The organism is Pseudidiomarina insulisalsae (genome assembly GCF_003987065.1).
GTDB lineage: Bacteria > Pseudomonadota > Gammaproteobacteria > Enterobacterales > Alteromonadaceae > Pseudidiomarina > Pseudidiomarina insulisalsae.
Map to the genome: position 1 here is coordinate 90,546 of NZ_PIPY01000001.1, position 16,912 is coordinate 107,457.

A 16,912-nucleotide genomic window follows, 5' to 3' on the forward strand; every position below is an offset into this window, starting at 1 on the left:
ACCTTTATGCAGGACGTTCAGCCGCCTATGGAACATTCAGTACCGCTACCAAAGCTACCAGGCATGTTTTTCCGTTCGTTGTTTACTGTAGCCCGTAATGATCAGGCTGAAGCAGCGGCCTGCGAACTTCGCGACGAGTTTACCGCACCGGGCCTCACCCAAACGCAGGTGGCGCGTTACAAAAACGCCTTTGACGGCTTCGTGAGCGAAGTACCACTGACGCTGATGTATTGCCTTGCGCAACGGGTTCATCTGGCGCAGATGCTCGGCGATGAATTCCCCTGGCCCGCGCCGGGTCTGGTACATGTCCGTAACGAACTGGAACAGCATGCGCCGATTCAGCTTGAGCAGCGCTTTCATATCAAAGCCAGCATCCAACTTCCCGCCCGCGGACCGAAAGTATCGCCACGGCGACTAAGACCTTTGTTCACTGTTGAGTTTTATCAAGACGAAGACAAGGTCGTCACCTGCACAAGCGAATATCAGGTCATGCCCAAGAGTAGTGGTAAAGCGACGACGTCTCGCGAGAAAAAACAGGGGCAAGCTCCGGCAAATGACTGGCAGGAAATCGGGCAATGGTCATTAACGACCGCCAGCGGCCGTGACTACGCACGCCTGTCCGGCGATTTTAATCCGATTCATTTGCATCCGCTGTTGTCACGCTGGTTTGGTTTTGAGCAACCCATTATTCACGGAATGTATATGGCAGGCCGCGCTCAGGCCGAAATTGAAAGCCGCTATCAACGCCCGGTAGCACGCATTGATGTTACCTTCAAGCGCCCGGTGCCCTTGCCTGCAACCATTGGTTTGTGGCAACAAGGTGACGAGCATTGCGGCAGTTATCAGGTATGTGGCGCTGAGGATTTCCTGCAGCGCCTGGAAGGAAGTTATACGCTTGTCGCAAATAAAGAGCGCGCTTAACGCACGCTCTCTCCTGTCAGGGTTACCTGCTCTGCTGCGGCACTGGCAATATCGTCATTGTTAAAATGTAACGGACGTAATTGCGGCTCTGACGAGTACAACAAGGTTTGATCCAGATAATGATCAGAGTCGCTGTCAGAGGCTTGCGAGTAGGTAAGCAAGCCATTGGCGACCGGACCCTCTTCGGTAAATTCCATCGCAAACATCCAGCTGGAACCATAAGTAATATGATAACCGCCAGCAGTCGCGCTTAAGTCAGAGCCTGGCAGCAATGGGTAAGTATGACGCGGTAATAAAGTACCGTCATTACCCATATTACTACGGAAGACATTAAAGCCTCCTTCAATATTATTGGCCCCGCCCCACGGCAGCTTCTGACCCGATGGCATACCGTTTGGAAGACTGCGCTCAACGAACTGCACTTCAGCTAACGTGGCGTCGACCGCCAGTCCGGCATTTTCAATACGCTCCTGCGCAGTGGCTAGTTGCTGCAACACAACGTCGTTCGCCACCATGGTATTCGGTGTTGTTAATGGCTGCGCCGGATCGAATGCCACTGCCCACTGCGGGTTACGACGGAACTCCGTCGCAAATTCGCGGAACGTCATGGCGCCTGTACTGTTCAGATTCATGCGTCCGTCAAACTGGGCCAACGCCGCACAGCTCGTGGAGATGTCGATGCTGTTGCCGCTTGCGCTCATGACCGGCGTCGTTCCCTGTGCCTGACAGTGAGCGACCAGATCGGCCAATAGCTCTTCAGATAACCAGGTACGATTATTGATCAAACGATCAACCAGGTCGGCACGGGTGAACTTGCCATCCACTGAGCCACCTTCGGCCAGCATTTTCTGGCCCAGACGTGAACGGAACGATTGCTGATTACCGACCGGTCCCCACAACGGTGAAACCCCTGTAATCGGCGCAGCCGGATTGGTCAGCCAGTAGCTGTCATTCGAGTTTTGGACGAAGTCATTGCGCTCAAGCTGCGGTGCTTGGGCGAAGGGGACAGTTCCCTGCGGCAGATATAAGCTATCGTCTCCCGGGAAGATAAAGAGCCCTGCTTGCTGTGACAGGCCCTGATAAAGCGCATTCTGACTCCACGCGGCTAACGCCTCGGGAACGATGTTGGGCACTGATGAGCCATCAGTGAAAAATGCGTTGCCCTCGCGATCGACTGCCATCGCGTTATTAAAAACGGTGCCGGTGTTATCGACAAAGGTCTGCTTATAGCTATCAATGCCATCCGCCAGATTCATGCCCAGCCAGTGATCAAATAAATCATAATTGGGCAGGTTGGCGTCATGCAATGCGTAGGCAACTTGCTGACCTGTCACCGGGTCGGTGCCCCACGGCAAGCCATTTGGAATGACAATAATGGGGCCAAACTCACTGTGATAACTGGAGCGTTGTAAGGTCATGAAGGTGCCCGGGCCGGTGGCGACCTGAATTTCATGCGCTTGCTTGCTCATTGCAACCGGCTCTCCGTCAAGCATATAGGTGGTGCCGCTGGCGTCACTGGTATCGAGCGTCAGCCGATGAATCGTAAAGCGTGAAGCGGTAGAGAAAGTATGCGTCCAGGCAACATCTTCATTGAAACCAATGTTGACGATACCAGGCATGCCCGACAATGAACCACCCACGACTTTCAGCTCACCCGGAATCTCAATACCGAACTGCCAGAAGCGTTGATTACCCGTATGCGGGAAATGCGGGTTGGCAATCAGCATGCCTTGCCCGGTGGCACTTAAGTCTCTGCCAATCGCCCAGCCATTCGAGCCGGACTCCGTTGGGTTGGTGTCGGGGACCTCAGCATGCAACGCAGCCACAGGTGCCGCTGACATGGCTTCGCCCGTTTCTTTATTGATTGCTGCGCTGGCTTGATTTGGCGGAATGGCGAGGAATAACGGGCCAGTGAAGTTAGCGGCGCCGGGCAATAAGGCGACGCCCTGCGCATAGGTCATGAGATCAATAGGCGTAACAGGCTGTACCCAGGGCTGGCCAGCGCATGCCGGCGCAATATTATCGACGCCGGTATCAGCAAGGTATTTGTTGTAACCCGCGGCGTAGCCGGTGATTAATGCTTGCGATTCTTCGCTTATCTGATCAAAGCCTTGTTCGGCATTATCGCGGATACCCAACGCAAGATAACCAAAGTCATTGAGGATATTGTCCGAGTCACCACTGCCGGGAACACGGTCAGGGCCGAAATACATCGCGCGCTGCGAGTTAAACTTGATGATCTGATCGGCCAGAATGCAAATATTGTCACGTGCGAATGAATAGCCGACACCAAAACCCAGGCTTTCGAGATTGTCAGCGGTAACATAGGGTACGCCGTAGTCGGTCCAGGTGACGTCGGCACTTAGCTCGCCATCAGGCGCGAAGGCAACTAAACCGGCCGGTTCAGGGTTGGTAATGACGACGTCCTCGACCGGATCCGGATCGTAGCCGTCGCCGCAACCAACCAGCGTAAGAGTGCCTGTAGCTACCAGTAGCGCCAGTAGCGCCAGTAGCCGCGGCTTAAATCGTTGTTCTGCCATGGTGTTTTACCTGTTTTGTGTTGTTTTTATGTTTTGCTTTTTTATTGCTCAAGTATGGCCGCACTCGCCCTTAGTCGCAAGGACATTTAGACTAACGGCTTTTGTCGCATTGATTTGATATCGCCGCGTTTTTTCTTTTTCTCGACGCGCCGCCTCTGACTGGCTTTACTTGGCTTGGTGGGGATCCGCCGTTTCTCGACCCGGTTCACACTTGCGACCAGCTCAACGAACTGCTGCACTGCCAGCTCGCGATTTTGGGCCTGACTACGGGTGGCCTGCGACTTAATAATAATTTTGCCACTTGGTGTAATGCGATGATCACGCTTCGCCAGCAGACGCTGTTTATAAAAATCGGGCAAAGATGAAGCGGAAATATCGAAGATCAGTTGCGCGGCGGTAGCCACCTTATTCACATTCTGGCCGCCGGCACCGCTGGAGCGAATAAACTGCCACTCAATTTCCGTTTCAGGAATACTCACACGCTGCGAAATTTGAATCTCACTCATGACGCTCCTCTGCTATTGTCAGCCCGCCGCTGCGTTCAATCCTCCGTTGCGTCGCCGCAATGACGCGCTCGGCCGAGCGATACACCAGTGTGAGTTGCTCGCTGGCACGGGTAATACCAGTATAGAGCAATTCTTTGGTCAGAATCGGCGAGTCGTGCTCCGGCAGCACTACCACAGTATGGCTGAATTCCGAGCCCTGCGACTTATGAATCGTCATCGCGAATGCGGTTTCCAGATGTGTCAGACGTGACGGTAACAGCCAGCGCAGGCGACCATTGCTACCACGGAACAGAACCCGTAGCGGTTGCTGCGGATCGAGCTGAACCGCCAGGCCAATATCGCCATTACGCAAGTCCACACTGTAATCGTTCTGAGTAATCATCACCGCGCGTCCGGCAAACCATTTATCGGCACTGACGGTGTCGCCGAACAACCAGAGCGTGATGAGCTGATTCAGCCGCTCGACACCCCAATCGCCGCTACGTACTGCAGCCAAAACCTGAAAGCGCTCCAGTTGCTGCAGCAACTGTTCACCCCAAACATCAACGTCGGTTCCGGGCCCCTGTGCCAGCAATTGCAACAGCGGGCCGTAGCCTTCACTTACCAGCTCGCGGAATCTGCGGGAACCACTGCTGTTAATCGACATAGCATTTATATTGGCCAGAGCAGGGTTTTCTGCCGCCATACCCCGGGCATCCGCTAACCAGCGTTCGAGCCATTGCGTCTGCTGCGCGTTAATTTCATGCGCCAGCTTACCGATGCCCCGCTCCGCGTCAAAGCGACGGCTCTCATGCAACATAACGGTATGCTGCAAGTAGGGCCAGCGTGCGGCGCCGGCGTCATCAATAGAGTCCTCGGGTAACGGAATACCGTGTGATTGCGCCAGCCAATCGGCTAATTCCCGCTGATAGTGGCCCTGCTCTGCGCCTTCACATAACTGACCCAATACCGCGCCCGCTTCTACCGAGGCCAACTGGTCTTTATCGCCGAGAAGAATAAGTCTGGTTGCGGGCGCCAGCGCTTGTGTCAGTGCCGCCATCATTTCAATATCAACCATCGATGCTTCATCAACAATAACCACATCAGCCAGCAATGGGTTACGTCGATTATGCCGGAATTCCCGGCTGTGCCCTGAGCTGCCAAGCAAACGGTGCAAGGTTACCGCTTGCCGTTCAGTGATAGTGTCAACCAGATCCTCGGGCAAGTTCTGTAATTCTTTTTCAATAGAGCTGGTCATTCGGGCTGCAGCCTTACCAGTTGGCGCTGCCAGGCGAATACGCAGTGGTGTCTGTTGTTCGCGATGTTGTTGCAAGGTAGCTAATAGTCGCACCACCGTATAAGTTTTCCCGGTGCCCGGCCCCCCGGTAATAATGGTAAAGCCACTGCGCGCCGCCATTGCACACGCCACTCGCTGCCAGCTCAGTTGGCTGCTACTCCCAAAAAGTGCATCAAGGGTCTGCTTCAGAACTACCGGGTCAAGCGCGGTAATATTCTGGCAGCGCGCCAGTAAGTCGTGCCTGATGATCTGCTCATAGCGCCAGTAACGACGCAAGTAAAGCCGTCGGTTTGCGCTTAGAACCATGGGTGAACTTGCCACATTGACAGCCGCTGAGGCCGCCAATAACTCGGGCCAGTCGTTGGTTATCAGTGCCAGCGCTTGCTCAGCAGAGAGACAGGCGTGACGACTTTCATGCGAGGCATGCTCCGGTGGTAGTTGCAGCACAGCGTTGGCATTGCGACGCAGATGCTGTAAGTCGAGACAAGGATGGCCGTGGCCGAGCTGGTGACTGGCCAGCGCAGCAAAAAATGCGACCTCCTCTGCCGATTCGCCCAATTTCTCAAGCACATACTGGGCCAGACTCAGATCAATGGCGCGCAACCATTTATGCGCATACCAGGTGCGCAAAATCGTCATCAACTGCATAGGACCTCCTGTCCGGCGAAGCATTCCTCCAGTCGCTCAATCAGTTCGCGGGGCGGCCGGTAATAAAACGCGCCTTTGCTCTGCGCCTGATAACCGCGCAGAAACAGGTAAAGACTTCCCCCCACATGCTGATCGTAGTCGTACGCTTTACCCAGACGTGACTTCAACAGTTTATGCAAGGCCAGGGTATAAAGCACAAACTGTAAGTCGTAGCGGCTTTCCAGGATCTTGTGCTCCATCGCCTCGCTGGTATAAGCGCTTGCATCAGGGCCCAGATAGTTTGATTTATAATCGGCCACGTAATAGGTGCCCCGCCATTCAAATACCAGATCAATGAAGCCTTTGAGCATGCCGTTAAGCTCGCGTTCCAGTACCCGCGGCCGCGATTTATCCGGCAGCACGTACTGGCACACCAGCGCATCGAGCTGCGCGGCACTTACTTCACGCGCAGGGAACCAGAACTCTGGCTCAGCCTGGTACCGTTGCAGCTCAGCCAGCTTCACCGCGACACTGTCGTCGCCCAAACTAAACGGGGTGTGCAGATAGTCGTATAACCAGTTATGCAGCGCCTGCTGTTGCATCTCATCGCTGCTGTGGCGCAACTGCTCGTTTAACCAGGCCTGGCACTGGACTGCACTTTGGCCTACCCGGCCAAACCCTTCTGTTGCGGCATTTTCAAGCAGTTCGTGCAAAAAGGTGCCAGCCTCTGCGCCGCGCGGAAAGCCATGAATCGAATCTGCCACCGGTTGCTGCGGTAATTCTGGCGGTGCGTCATGGCGCCCTTCTTTGAGATTCGCTTCTTGCGGCGCTTCCTCGGCAACCCATTCGCCGTAGCGCAGCGCACTGTAGCTGGCCATCCACCAAGGCTTAAAGCCGAAGCCAGCAGGTAAGGTCCGGTAGTCGAAACTCTGCCCGGTGGTCATCGGTGGCCGGTAGTGGCTCAATGCTTCGGCAACGGCAGGCAAATCGCAACTGTATTCGCCAAGTGAGAAATCAGGCGTTGCGTTGTCCTCTGCGCCATCACTAAACAAATAATGCAGTGCTGAGTTTGCCAGTTTGTTGTACCCCGCCACCGCGATAAACGTTGCGTATTGTGCCCGCGTAGTGGCTACATACAGCTTGCGCAATTCCTCGGCAAAAGCTTCCTCTTTTACCCGCGCAACTGCTTCTTCATCGTCTTTATCAAACACTATCGCCAGCTTCCCCTCAGCGTCATGGTAGCGCTGCGGGAACTGCATGCGGCTGTCGTCACGGCCACGACTGACAAACGGCAAAAATACCAGCGGATATTGCAGGCCTTTCGATTTGTGAATGGTGACCACCTGAATGAGCTCCGCATCACTCTCCAGGCGTACCTGCAGCTCGGCGTTACTGGCGCGATTATTATCCTGCTGTGCCTGGTCGATATGCTCCAACAAAAACCGTAATAAACCATGCACGCCCTCGACATGCTGCGCCTGTTGCTGCAACAATTCCGCCAGGTGCAGCAGGTCAGTCAGTTCACGCTCGCCGTGGTCTTGGCTCAGCAAGCGTGCGGGCACGCCGAAGTCGTGCAGTAACTGCTGCAACATAGCCAGCACCCCACGCCGTTGCCAGGTCTCATGATAGTCGCTAAAACGCACCGCAAACTCGTCCCAGCGTAATTCATCAGCATTGATCTGCTCGATTTCGGCAAGGTTGAGACCTAATAGCTCGCAGCCCAGAACACCTCGTAAGCGCCGGGGGTCCCGGGGATACGCACAGGCGTTTAAGAGTGTGTAAAGTTCCAGCGCCACGCGACCGGCAAAAACGGAATCCCGCTCGGACAAATAGACGCTGCGTAACTGACGTTTGCGCAGCGCTTGGCGGACCAACTGCGCCTGATAACCGGTACTGACCAGTATTGCGATGTCCTGCGGTTGCACCCGCTGTAGTTCACCGCTGTCGCGGGTTAGAAAACCTGTTTCACTGTCGTTCAACAGGGTCACGATGTATTCTGCAAAAGCCTCAGAAATGGCATTATCGAGCTCGGCATTATTCCCCGTCATGCCGCTTAGATTCAGAATTCCCAAGGCTTTTTGGCGGTCACCCTGTACCACGAACTCTTTTTTCAGACCATTTGCGGCGACCCGGTAAAACGGCATTTCGTTACTGCCGTCGGGCTTTTTAAAGCGAAAAGCGCCCTGCGGACTCTCTTCAGCCCGGGAAAACAGCTCATTGATACTATTGACCATCTGTGTGGTCGATCGAAAGTTAGTTCCCAGCGTATGATGGCGGCCAGTCGTGGCCCGCCGCGCTTGCAAATATGTGAATATATCGGCGTTACGAAACGAATAGATCGCCTGCTTCGGGTCGCCGATAAGAAAAATCGCGGTCCCCTCCGGCGTTGCGTCAATCTGATAAATGCGATCGAAAATCTCATATTGAACCGGATCGGTGTCCTGAAACTCATCAATCATCGCAATCGGAAACTGCTGACGTAACTGCGCAGCCAGACGACCATCGTCTTCGCGTAGGGCGTCGCGCAAGCGCGTCAACATATCATCAAAGCCAATCTCGGCCCGCTGCTGTTGTAACAGTCGGAAGCGCAACTGCAGCCAGTTTGCCGCATGACGCAGCACCGCCGGCTCAGGATCAGGTAACGCCGCGATGGTCTGCGCAAGCTCTGCCAGTAACTGCGGTAGTTGCAAATGCTCCGGCTGCAGCGGTGTTTTACAAACAGCATGCAGCCCTTCTGGCGTCAGGCGTGCTTGTGCGCTACTGGTGAGTTCCGGAAACAATGGCGCCTGATGTTCCGGCGCTTCGAGTTCGGTTATCCATTCGGCAATTTTTGCTAACCAGCCGTTTAAGTGATCACGCCGTAACTTGCGGCCATCCACTTTTACGCTGTCACCTATTTGCGCGACAAAGTGCTGCTGGAAATCCTCAAGGGCTGCCCGCCAGGTGTGAGGATCATGAAACTGCTCCTGTAGTTCGCGCTTCGCCTGCAGGTAGCTATCGATAATCGTGAGACCTTGTGGATCACCCTGAGCACGCACATGTTGCAGCTCGCGGCAACGGGCAACAATGGCATCAGGGGTTTTGAAAATACGCGTCAGGAGACTAAATTTATCCAGCTCAGCATTGCTCAGGCTGGCAATAAAGGTGCGCCAGTAATCCTGCGCTGCCTGCTGCCATAGCAGACTGTTATCGGTGTTGAGCGTTTGGGTAAACAAGCTACCACTGGCAAAGGCATGCTCACTTAACATGCGATTACACCAGCCATGAATGGTCGATACCGCTGCTTCATCCATTTGCTGTGCAGCCAGCTCAAGAATTCGGGCCTGCGCCGGCCAGTCCGCTGGCGCATAGGCAGCGCGCAGGCCGCTTAGCAGTTGATCCTCAGCATCCGTCTCGCTACGGAAGAACGCTGCGGCTTCAGTAAGCCGGGCGCGAATACGATCACGAAGCTCTTCGGTCGCCGCATCGGTGAAGGTCACGACCAGAATCTCCGGCGGCGACTTCATGCGTCGGCCCGCCTCCTGCTGCCCCTCATCCTGTGGGTCGTGACCCAGCACTAAACGTAAGTACAGGGCGGCAATGGTATAGGTTTTCCCGGTACCCGCGCTTGCCTCGATCAGATGGCTGTTACGCAGCGGAAAATTTAACGGCTGCAGTTGTTGCGGAGCAGTCATTCTTGTTCCTCCTGAGCCAGAGCCAGTAACAGAGGCCGGTACACTTCGGTGACGAACTGCACACTGCGGGGAGTATCCGGCAAGCTGCCATAGTCCGGATAAAAACGCGCCAGATAGCGCGCTTTACGGCGCAGTGGCGGGTGTCCTGCACGGCTGTTACCTTCATCATAGGACTGCCGGGCTGCATCATTCATAAACGCATAGGCTTCACTGGCAATAAACTCTCTCGGCCCATTTTTTAGCGACTCGCGCCATCCAGCAAGAACCAGTTCATAATGCCATGGCAAGGGCTCGCGAAGTCCTGTTTCTGCCCAACTGAGTAGGCGCTCCAGATCAGCGCTGGCCTGCTCACGGGCGAGGGCCGGCAGACTGAGCTGACCTTCAGCGCTAATCAACACCGTGCGACAGCTCATCTGAGTATTCAGCAGTAAATGTTCCAACCAACTGCCAGCGAGTTTCTCATAACGCGCCTTGCCTCTTTTATCGATCAGGCGCGACGCTGACAGCTGAATCCGCACATGTTCCCCCACCGCATTGCTGCGCACGCCGTTAACAGCGTCCTGCACCCTTAAGCCACTGTCGGCACCAAATTGTAACGCCAGCGGTGGCTGTACCTGTGGATAGGCCAACACGTGCGGTTGCATGTGTTCCCATAAAGCCTGCCCGTCAAGTAGCAGCTGTTGCTGCTGATCCAGACCCGCCGCCCCCGCACTCAGCTGGCCCTGACGTTGCATTTGCCCCAGCAAAGCCATCATTTGCTCCTGCCACTGCAAGGCATCGTCACCGGCATCGACACACTGCAGCAGCGACGCACTGAGACGCTCCAGCAGCTGCCAGCGCACCAAACCGTCGAGGGCAAAGGTTTCTTCATCGTGATTATCAACACGCGTGTCAGGCAAGTAACATTGAAAGCGCTGGTTCATCAGCCAGCGCGCCGGCTCAATAAAAAAGTTCTGCAGCTGACGCAGACTTACTGGCCCGTCAGGCAGCCAGGTCGGTAAGCTTTCGGAAGGCACGGCGGCCGTCGGGGCACCCAGGTGCAGTGCATGCCATTCGTGCGCGTAACTAAAATAATCGTCTCCCGCGGCCTGGTCGGTAAAGTACGCCGGGTTAAATGGCTGCAAAAAATGCTCCTGAACTTCTGCTTTATAACCTAACTGCAGTAAGTGATCGCGTAACTGACTGACTAAAACGGACGGAGGTTTTTCAGTATTGTCTTTAATGCTGCGACCGCACCAGCTCAGATAAAACCATTGCCGTGCCGATAACAGCGCCTCTAAAAACAGATAACGATCATCTTCGCGGCGCGAACGGTCGCCAGGACGGCGGTCAAAGGCCATCAGGTCAAAATCAAAAGGTTTACGTTGGCGCGGATAGTCGCCGTCATTCATGCCCAGTAGAAATACGCCTTTAAAAGGAATCGCGCGCATTGGCATTAAGGTGGCAAAGTTTACGCTACCGGCCAGAAAACGTTGATTCAGCTGATGCTCGTCAACTTTCGATAACCAGCTCTCGAGTACTACCGTAAGCGGTACCTTCTGGTCATAGTTCGCGGCTTCTACGGCGTCAACCCAGTTGGCAAGTTGGCTTTTTAAGCGGCTCACAACCCAGGCGTCGTCATCATCGTCGGCAGCGAACAGCTCCTCTACAAGTGCAGTAAGGTAGTCGTTCCATTGCGCTGGCGTATAACTTTGCCGGCTGTGCTGAAACACCCCATCCAACACCTTTACCAGCTGATGCAAACCGCCAGCGGCATTGGCGGCCAGGCCACCGACTTCCGGATAAGGTTCATCGCCTAACCAGTCACTTTCAGCCTGTTCGACTTGTCCAACGGCATAGCCGAGCAGCATACGGCGCAACCCGAACCACCAGCTGTTACGACCCTGTGCTGCCGGTAAGCCTAACTGTTCACGATGCTCACCGTGCAATGCCCAGCGTACCCCCGCTTCCTGCAGCCACAACTGTAACTGCTCAACATCATCAGCGCTCAGCGCAAACCGTTCTTGTACCGCGCGCACCTGCACAATATCGAGTAATTCACTGGCGGTGGCCCGCTCGACACTAAGTTTCAGCGCGTACTCCAGTGCCAGTAAAATCGGGTGACGATGACGCACGCCCTGGTCGGCGATGGTGAAGGGAATGCGGCGCGGATCCGTGGCTGGGTAGCGACCGAAAACTGCCTGAATATGAGGCGCGTAATGGTCAATGTCAGGCACCATGACAATAATATCACTGGGCTGCAAATCCTGATGGCGGCTAAATAGCTCCAGTAGCTGGTCATGTAATACTTCCACTTCGCGTTGTGGGCTATGACAACTGACAAATTTAAGTGAATCATCCTGATGTTGCTGCCAAAACGGACGCGCCTCACTAATGCTGCGCAGATGCAGAATGTCAGACTGTAACTGGTTCAACGCCGTGTCTGGCGTTCCTGTTTCGTCAAACAGATCAAAATGAAGATCGCCGTAGCGCCCGACATGTTCCTGCGTCGCATCATAAGCGTCGAGCATGCGAATATAGTCACCGCCCTGTTTGCCCCAGGATGCCAGCAGTGGATGGGTCTCGGTATGTAAATTCGCCAGCTCAAGCTCAGCCTGGCCGGGTTTCCGGCGTTGTCGTTTGCGCTTAATCTCGCGTAATTCATCACGCCCGGAAATGCTGTCCACCCAGAAATGCTGGCAGGGGTTATGGACGCATAAAATCACCTGACTGCAATGTGCCAGCGCGTTCAGCACTTCAATCATTTGTTGCGGCAGGCTTGAGATACCAAAGACAATGATTCGCGCCGGTAGTCCCGCCGGACGTTCAGCGTGACGAAGGGTCTGCGCGCGTGCGATAAAGCGTCGATGTAACTGTGCCCGGTCGCTTAAGCCCTGGTCGCCGACATCACGACAGATTTCCTGCCATAACAACACCTGCCAGATACTGTCGGCATCAGCTGCAGTGGCGGTACCCGCCGCCCAGTCTGCTAACCAGTCGGCGCGATACATCTGATACTGATCATATAAGTCAGCCAGGCGCTCACATAACTGATAGAGCTTACGTTGATCGCTGTCGTCACGCATATAGTTTGCCAGTGCTGCAAACTCCGGTCGGCTTAGCATAGGGGGGAGCAGTCGTAACAGGCGCCAGGTCAGCCGATCTTTATCAAACGGTGAGTGACGCGGCAGGTCGTGGCCTAATACCGCCCGGTACGCCTGCCATTGAAAGCGCGCTGGTAACGTCACGTCAACCATGGTGGCAATACCCAGCGCCTCGGCCCAATGCCGTTTCAGCCACTGCGCGATACCATTGGACTGCACCAGCACACATTCGGCATCAAGGGGATCAAGAGGTGCAATCCGTGTGATCTCGACAACCAGTTGCGTCAGTTCCTCTAACTTATGGCTGTGGGCGACGATTAATCCTGCGCGTTGTTCACTCATTTGCTATCCTCTCCTTGCATGCGGTTCATCCTACCCAAACATGCAGCGGTAGGCTAGCAACTTAGTGCGACATTTGGTGTCGCACAGACAGCAAAAAGGAATCCCGTTATGAAACTTGTAAACCTTTTAATCGTTAGCTCTTTAGCGCTGGGTCTGTTGGGCTGCACTCCTGAAAAGGCCGACGAAACACCGCCGATGAAAATAGCCGAGGGTGCATCCGCCATCTATAATTTTGCTCACCCTGCACCCAATCATCTGGTGGGCGGCCAACCCGAACAGGATGAAGTCGCCGCACTGGCAGACAGCGGCGTCGATGCCATCATTAATTTGCGCAGTCATGCCGAAATGACAGATATCCCCGAAGCACAGTGGGCGACGGCCAACCAAATAGCATATTTTCATATTCCCGTAAGCGGTGCTGAAGACCTGAACCGCGAGACCGTGCGCGTTTTCCATGAGACCATGCAGCACAATCAGGACAAGACCCTGTTTATGCACTGTGCCAGCAGTAATCGGGTTGGCGCTTTAATGGCGCTGCGCGCCGCTTGGTACCAGGACGTATCCGCTGCAGACGCGCTTGAACTCGGCGAGCGTTACGGCTTGACCAGTCTGCGCGAGCGCGTAGAAGAGCTGCTCAACAATTAATTTTGTGCTAGAATGCGCGCGCAATTTTTGACCTCGGATTTGCGATCCGAACCGCCAAAAGAAGGAAGTAACTGATGTATATTTGCGCCGCACTCTATAAGTTTGTGGAATTTAATGACTTTGAAGCTGTTCGCCAGCCGCTGTATGACTGCATGGCGGAGAATGACGTGAAAGGCACTCTGCTGCTGGCCCGTGAAGGCATCAACGGCACCATTTGTGGTACCCGCGAAGGTATCGATAACGTACTTAACTTTTTGCGCGCGCAAGAGGTGTTTCGCGATATCGAGCATAAAGAATCGCCCAGTGACACTCAGGCGTTTTACCGCACCAAGGTAAAACTGAAAAAAGAAATCGTCACCATGGGCATTGACTGGGTTGACCCGAAAAATGTCGTTGGAACTTATGTCGACCCTGCTCAGTGGAACGATCTGATCCGCGACCCTGAAGTTCTGCTGATTGATACCCGCAATGATTATGAGTTCGCGGTAGGCACGTTCGAAGGCGCTATTAATCCGAAAACCGATACCTTCCGTGAGTTTCCCCAGTACGTTAAAGATCACCTTGACCCGGAAAAGCACAAGAAAGTCGCCATGTTCTGCACCGGAGGCATTCGTTGTGAGAAGTCGACGGCTTACTTGAAGTCACTCGGTTTCGAAGACGTGTATCACCTGAAAGGCGGTATTCTGAAGTACCTGGAAGAAGTACCTGAAGATGACTCCACCTGGCAAGGCGACTGTTTTGTCTTCGATCAGCGCGTCACCGTTCGTCATGGTCTGGCACAGGGTGAGTACGACCAGTGTTATGCCTGTCGTATGCCAATTACTGAGACCGAGAAAGCGTCAGAGCATTATCAGAAAGGCGTGAGCTGCCCTCATTGTTATGACAAGACGACGCCTGAACAAAAGCAACGGTACGCCGAACGTGAAAAGCAGATCCAACTCGCCAGACAACGCGGCGAGCAGCACATCCGCGACGGCAAGCTTGAGGAAAAATCGATTTAGGCAATCGTCGCAGCAGACTTCTCGTCGGGGCTTGAAAAGGTCTATACTGACTCTTATGTTTTAGTATAGACATCAAGTTTTTACGTTATCCAACAAGGAGTCTGTAATGCAACAATTAAACGTAATTGGTCTTGACCAGCAGCACGCCGAAAAACTCGCTGACAAGCTCAATACATTGCTGGCGAACTACCAGATTTTTTACATGAATGTGCGCGGTTTTCACTGGAACATTAAAGGCCAGGAGTTTTTCGAGCTGCACGCTAAGTTCGAGGAAACCTACAATGATCTGCTGTTGAAAGTTGACGAAATTGCAGAGCGTATTCTGACGCTGGGTCAGCGGCCACTGCATGCCTACTCAACTTACATCAAAAGTAGCGAAATTGAAGAAGTAAAAGACATTCACGACGGAAAGACCTGCGTTCGTGAGATTCTTGATAGTTACTCGATCACCATCCGCCTGCAACGTGAACTGTTAGCGCTGGCCGGTGATGCTGGCGACGAGGGTACCTCGGCTTTAATGAGTGATTACATCAAAGAACAGGAAAAAACAGCCTGGATGCTAACCTCTTACCTAGGCTCATAACGCCCTCTCCGCAAAAACCAGTGCAATTGTATTGCACTGGTTTTTTGCTATGCTGAATTCAGTTATTCCGCACACGAATAAAGCTATAAAAGGAAAGTTTCATGAATAAAGTCATTGGAATTATCTTGCTTGTGGTAGGTATTATCTTGCTGTATTTCGGCTATGAGGCTTATAACTCGCCGGCGTCGGAAATTTCTGAAGCTGTAACGGGACAGCCCACCGACAACGCCATGTGGTATCTCATTGGCGGTGCCATTGCAGTCATTGTTGGTCTTTACGGTGTCATCCGCGGCCGCTAAGCAAAGCGTATAGCACGACTGCAAAAACTATCATAAGCCAGCGTTATCGACGCTGGCTTTTTTAATCTTGCTGCACGTTCGGCAAGGTTAATGCGCGGAAGCCAGCCATTAAGCCAAGTAGGATCAGAATCGCCATGACTGCCTCTACGCCGGCATAGGCATCGACCGCGCCCAGCACAATACCAAGCAACAGAACGACGCCAATAACCGTATTCGAGACTGCGGTTAGCTCGGCGCGATTGTCCTGTGTAGCCATATCAACCAGATAGGTTTTTCGCCCTACCCGGGCACCGTGGTGCGCCACTGCGGCAATGAAAATAAGTAAGCCGGCAACCCAGGGTTGCGCCAACCAATGACTGGCCTGGGTATAGAGCACAAGACCAGAGACCATCACCGAGATAGCCATGAAGGCGGCAGCCGCCATTACATGATGACTGGCACTGTCAGACCATTTACCCCAGAACCTGCCGGCTAACATGCCGGCAATGCCGTTGGCGAGCATTAAGCCACCCAGGCTGGTCAGGCTTCCCTTACCACTACGCTGAATCATCACCACGATATAGGGAATGGCAAAGGCCGACGAAACCAACAGCGCACGGGTTAGTACAAAGCTGCCAAACTGCTTGTCCTGCCACAGTAAGCGTATAGATTTTAATGCTTCAATCAGGGCATTGCCGCCGCCTTCTGTAGCGCCTGGTACCTCAGGTACCTGCGCATAGGTAACCGCCGCAGCCAGCCAGAGCATAGCGGCAAAACCGAGTAAGGCGGTGAAAATAAGGGTATTCCCCTCACTCACGGAACTGTTCAGCAAGGTCGGTGAAAATAACACGACCAGTGCGGTTAATACCGACAATAGCCCTGCCACTGAGGCCGCTATCCCTGACAAGCGTCCACGTCGGGTTTTGGAAATCGTTTTCCCCTCGACGTCCTTAATTGATACCGAGCAGACGCCGCGGGACAAACTAAACACCGTTAACAGAATAATGATAGCCCAGCCTAAAGCGCTGTCGCGTAGTGTCAGTACACTGAATAACATCCCCACCAGTGCCAGCGCCTGCCCGACACTGCCAAACACCCAGAACCATTTACGAATGGGCGTTTCACGCAGTTGCTGGGCAATGATCAGTTGCGGTAATAGCGCCAGCGACTCGCGCAGCGGCACCAGCGCACTGATAAATACCGAGGGAGCACCGAGCGTCGACAAGATCCATGGCAACACCAACCGGGCGCTGACCAGAGAGTCACCAAGCTTGGTCATACTCAAAGCAATAATATGCGCAAGAAAAGCTTTCGGCTGATCGTCGCAGGCAGACTCAGGAATATCCTTACAGACCCGTGCGTCCTCGTCTTCAGCAAGGTAGCCGTAGATCTTCCTGGTTAGTTCAGCTGCTTCGGCGCGCTCGCTCATATTCGCT

The 16,912-nt window shown here is 54.0% G+C and carries 11 protein-coding genes; 5 read left to right on the forward strand and 6 right to left on the reverse strand.

The window, feature by feature from the left end; genetic code table 11:
- The first annotated feature begins 6 nt into the window (after positions 1 to 6).
- Positions 7 to 921: a MaoC family dehydratase gene (locus CWI71_RS00430; protein ID WP_126753273.1), complete on the forward strand. Its 915-nt coding sequence runs from the start codon at positions 7 to 9 to the stop codon at positions 919 to 921.
- Here CWI71_RS00430 and CWI71_RS00435 read toward each other — a convergent pair.
- The 5 genes from CWI71_RS00435 to recC all read right to left on the reverse strand — a co-directional run bounded on the left by CWI71_RS00435 (position 918) and on the right by recC (position 12,969).
- On the reverse strand, positions 918 to 3,461 hold the full coding sequence (locus CWI71_RS00435; RefSeq protein ID WP_126753274.1) for a penicillin acylase family protein: 2,544 nt from the start codon (positions 3,459 to 3,461) through the stop codon (positions 918 to 920). The two genes, CWI71_RS00430 and CWI71_RS00435, sit on opposite strands and share 4 nt — an antisense overlap.
- A gap of 86 nt (positions 3,462 to 3,547) precedes the next feature.
- Positions 3,548 to 3,967, reverse strand: coding sequence for an alternative ribosome rescue aminoacyl-tRNA hydrolase ArfB (gene arfB, locus CWI71_RS00440; protein WP_126753275.1), 420 nt, complete (start codon positions 3,965 to 3,967; stop codon positions 3,548 to 3,550).
- The gene (gene recD, locus CWI71_RS00445) at positions 3,960 to 5,891 is read right to left on the reverse strand and encodes an exodeoxyribonuclease V subunit alpha (RefSeq protein ID WP_157981028.1); all 1,932 of its coding nucleotides are present in this window, start codon (positions 5,889 to 5,891) and stop codon (positions 3,960 to 3,962) included. Before recD ends, arfB begins: the two co-directional genes overlap by 8 nt.
- A complete protein-coding gene (recB, locus tag CWI71_RS00450) occupies positions 5,882 to 9,544 on the reverse strand; it encodes an exodeoxyribonuclease V subunit beta (protein ID WP_126753277.1) in 3,663 nt (1,220 codons plus the stop codon). Before recB ends, recD begins: the two co-directional genes overlap by 10 nt.
- The gene (gene recC / locus CWI71_RS00455) at positions 9,541 to 12,969 is read right to left on the reverse strand and encodes an exodeoxyribonuclease V subunit gamma (RefSeq protein ID WP_126753278.1); all 3,429 of its coding nucleotides are present in this window, start codon (positions 12,967 to 12,969) and stop codon (positions 9,541 to 9,543) included. The genes recB and recC overlap by 4 nt, the downstream gene beginning before the upstream one ends.
- A gap of 108 nt (positions 12,970 to 13,077) precedes the next feature.
- Here recC and CWI71_RS00460 point away from each other — a divergent pair, with 108 nt between their 5' ends.
- From CWI71_RS00460 to CWI71_RS00475, 4 genes are all read left to right on the forward strand, one after another.
- Positions 13,078 to 13,614 (forward strand): protein tyrosine phosphatase family protein, encoded by a 537-nt coding sequence (locus CWI71_RS00460; protein WP_126753279.1) that lies wholly within the window; start codon positions 13,078 to 13,080, stop codon positions 13,612 to 13,614.
- Positions 13,615 to 13,688: 74 nt separating this feature from the next.
- On the forward strand, positions 13,689 to 14,615 hold the full coding sequence (gene trhO / locus CWI71_RS00465; protein ID WP_126753280.1) for an oxygen-dependent tRNA uridine(34) hydroxylase TrhO: 927 nt from the start codon (positions 13,689 to 13,691) through the stop codon (positions 14,613 to 14,615).
- A gap of 106 nt (positions 14,616 to 14,721) precedes the next feature.
- Positions 14,722 to 15,198: a Dps family protein gene (locus tag CWI71_RS00470; protein ID WP_126753281.1), complete on the forward strand. Its 477-nt coding sequence runs from the start codon at positions 14,722 to 14,724 to the stop codon at positions 15,196 to 15,198.
- A 101-nt stretch (positions 15,199 to 15,299) separates the two neighbouring features.
- Positions 15,300 to 15,497 (forward strand): DUF3185 family protein, encoded by a 198-nt coding sequence (locus CWI71_RS00475; protein WP_126753282.1) that lies wholly within the window; start codon positions 15,300 to 15,302, stop codon positions 15,495 to 15,497.
- Positions 15,498 to 15,558: 61 nt separating this feature from the next.
- Here CWI71_RS00475 and CWI71_RS00480 read toward each other — a convergent pair whose 3' ends face one another.
- Complete coding sequence (locus CWI71_RS00480; RefSeq protein ID WP_126753283.1) at positions 15,559 to 16,905, reverse strand: MFS transporter; 1,347 nt, start codon at positions 16,903 to 16,905, stop codon at positions 15,559 to 15,561.
- Between the last annotated feature and the right edge of the window lie 7 nt (positions 16,906 to 16,912).

Excerpts from the sequence above, each read along its gene's own strand:
- CWI71_RS00435 (WP_126753274.1), bottom strand. The coding sequence starts at position 3,461 with ATGGCAGAACAACGATTTAAGCCGCGGCTACTGGCGCTACTGGCGCTA.
- CWI71_RS00470 (WP_126753281.1), top strand. The coding sequence starts at position 14,722 with ATGCAACAATTAAACGTAATTGGTCTTGACCAGCAGCACGCCGAAAAA.
- CWI71_RS00480 (WP_126753283.1), bottom strand. The coding sequence starts at position 16,905 with ATGAGCGAGCGCGCCGAAGCAGCTGAACTAACCAGGAAGATCTACGGC.
- recD (WP_157981028.1), bottom strand. The coding sequence starts at position 5,891 with ATGCAGTTGATGACGATTTTGCGCACCTGGTATGCGCATAAATGGTTG.
- arfB (WP_126753275.1), bottom strand. The coding sequence starts at position 3,967 with ATGAGTGAGATTCAAATTTCGCAGCGTGTGAGTATTCCTGAAACGGAA.
- trhO (WP_126753280.1), top strand. The coding sequence starts at position 13,689 with ATGTATATTTGCGCCGCACTCTATAAGTTTGTGGAATTTAATGACTTT.
- CWI71_RS00475 (WP_126753282.1), top strand. The coding sequence starts at position 15,300 with ATGAATAAAGTCATTGGAATTATCTTGCTTGTGGTAGGTATTATCTTG.
- CWI71_RS00460 (WP_126753279.1), top strand. The coding sequence starts at position 13,078 with ATGAAACTTGTAAACCTTTTAATCGTTAGCTCTTTAGCGCTGGGTCTG.
- CWI71_RS00430 (WP_126753273.1), top strand. The coding sequence starts at position 7 with ATGCAGGACGTTCAGCCGCCTATGGAACATTCAGTACCGCTACCAAAG.
- recB (WP_126753277.1), bottom strand. The coding sequence starts at position 9,544 with ATGACTGCTCCGCAACAACTGCAGCCGTTAAATTTTCCGCTGCGTAAC.
- recC (WP_126753278.1), bottom strand. The coding sequence starts at position 12,969 with ATGAGTGAACAACGCGCAGGATTAATCGTCGCCCACAGCCATAAGTTA.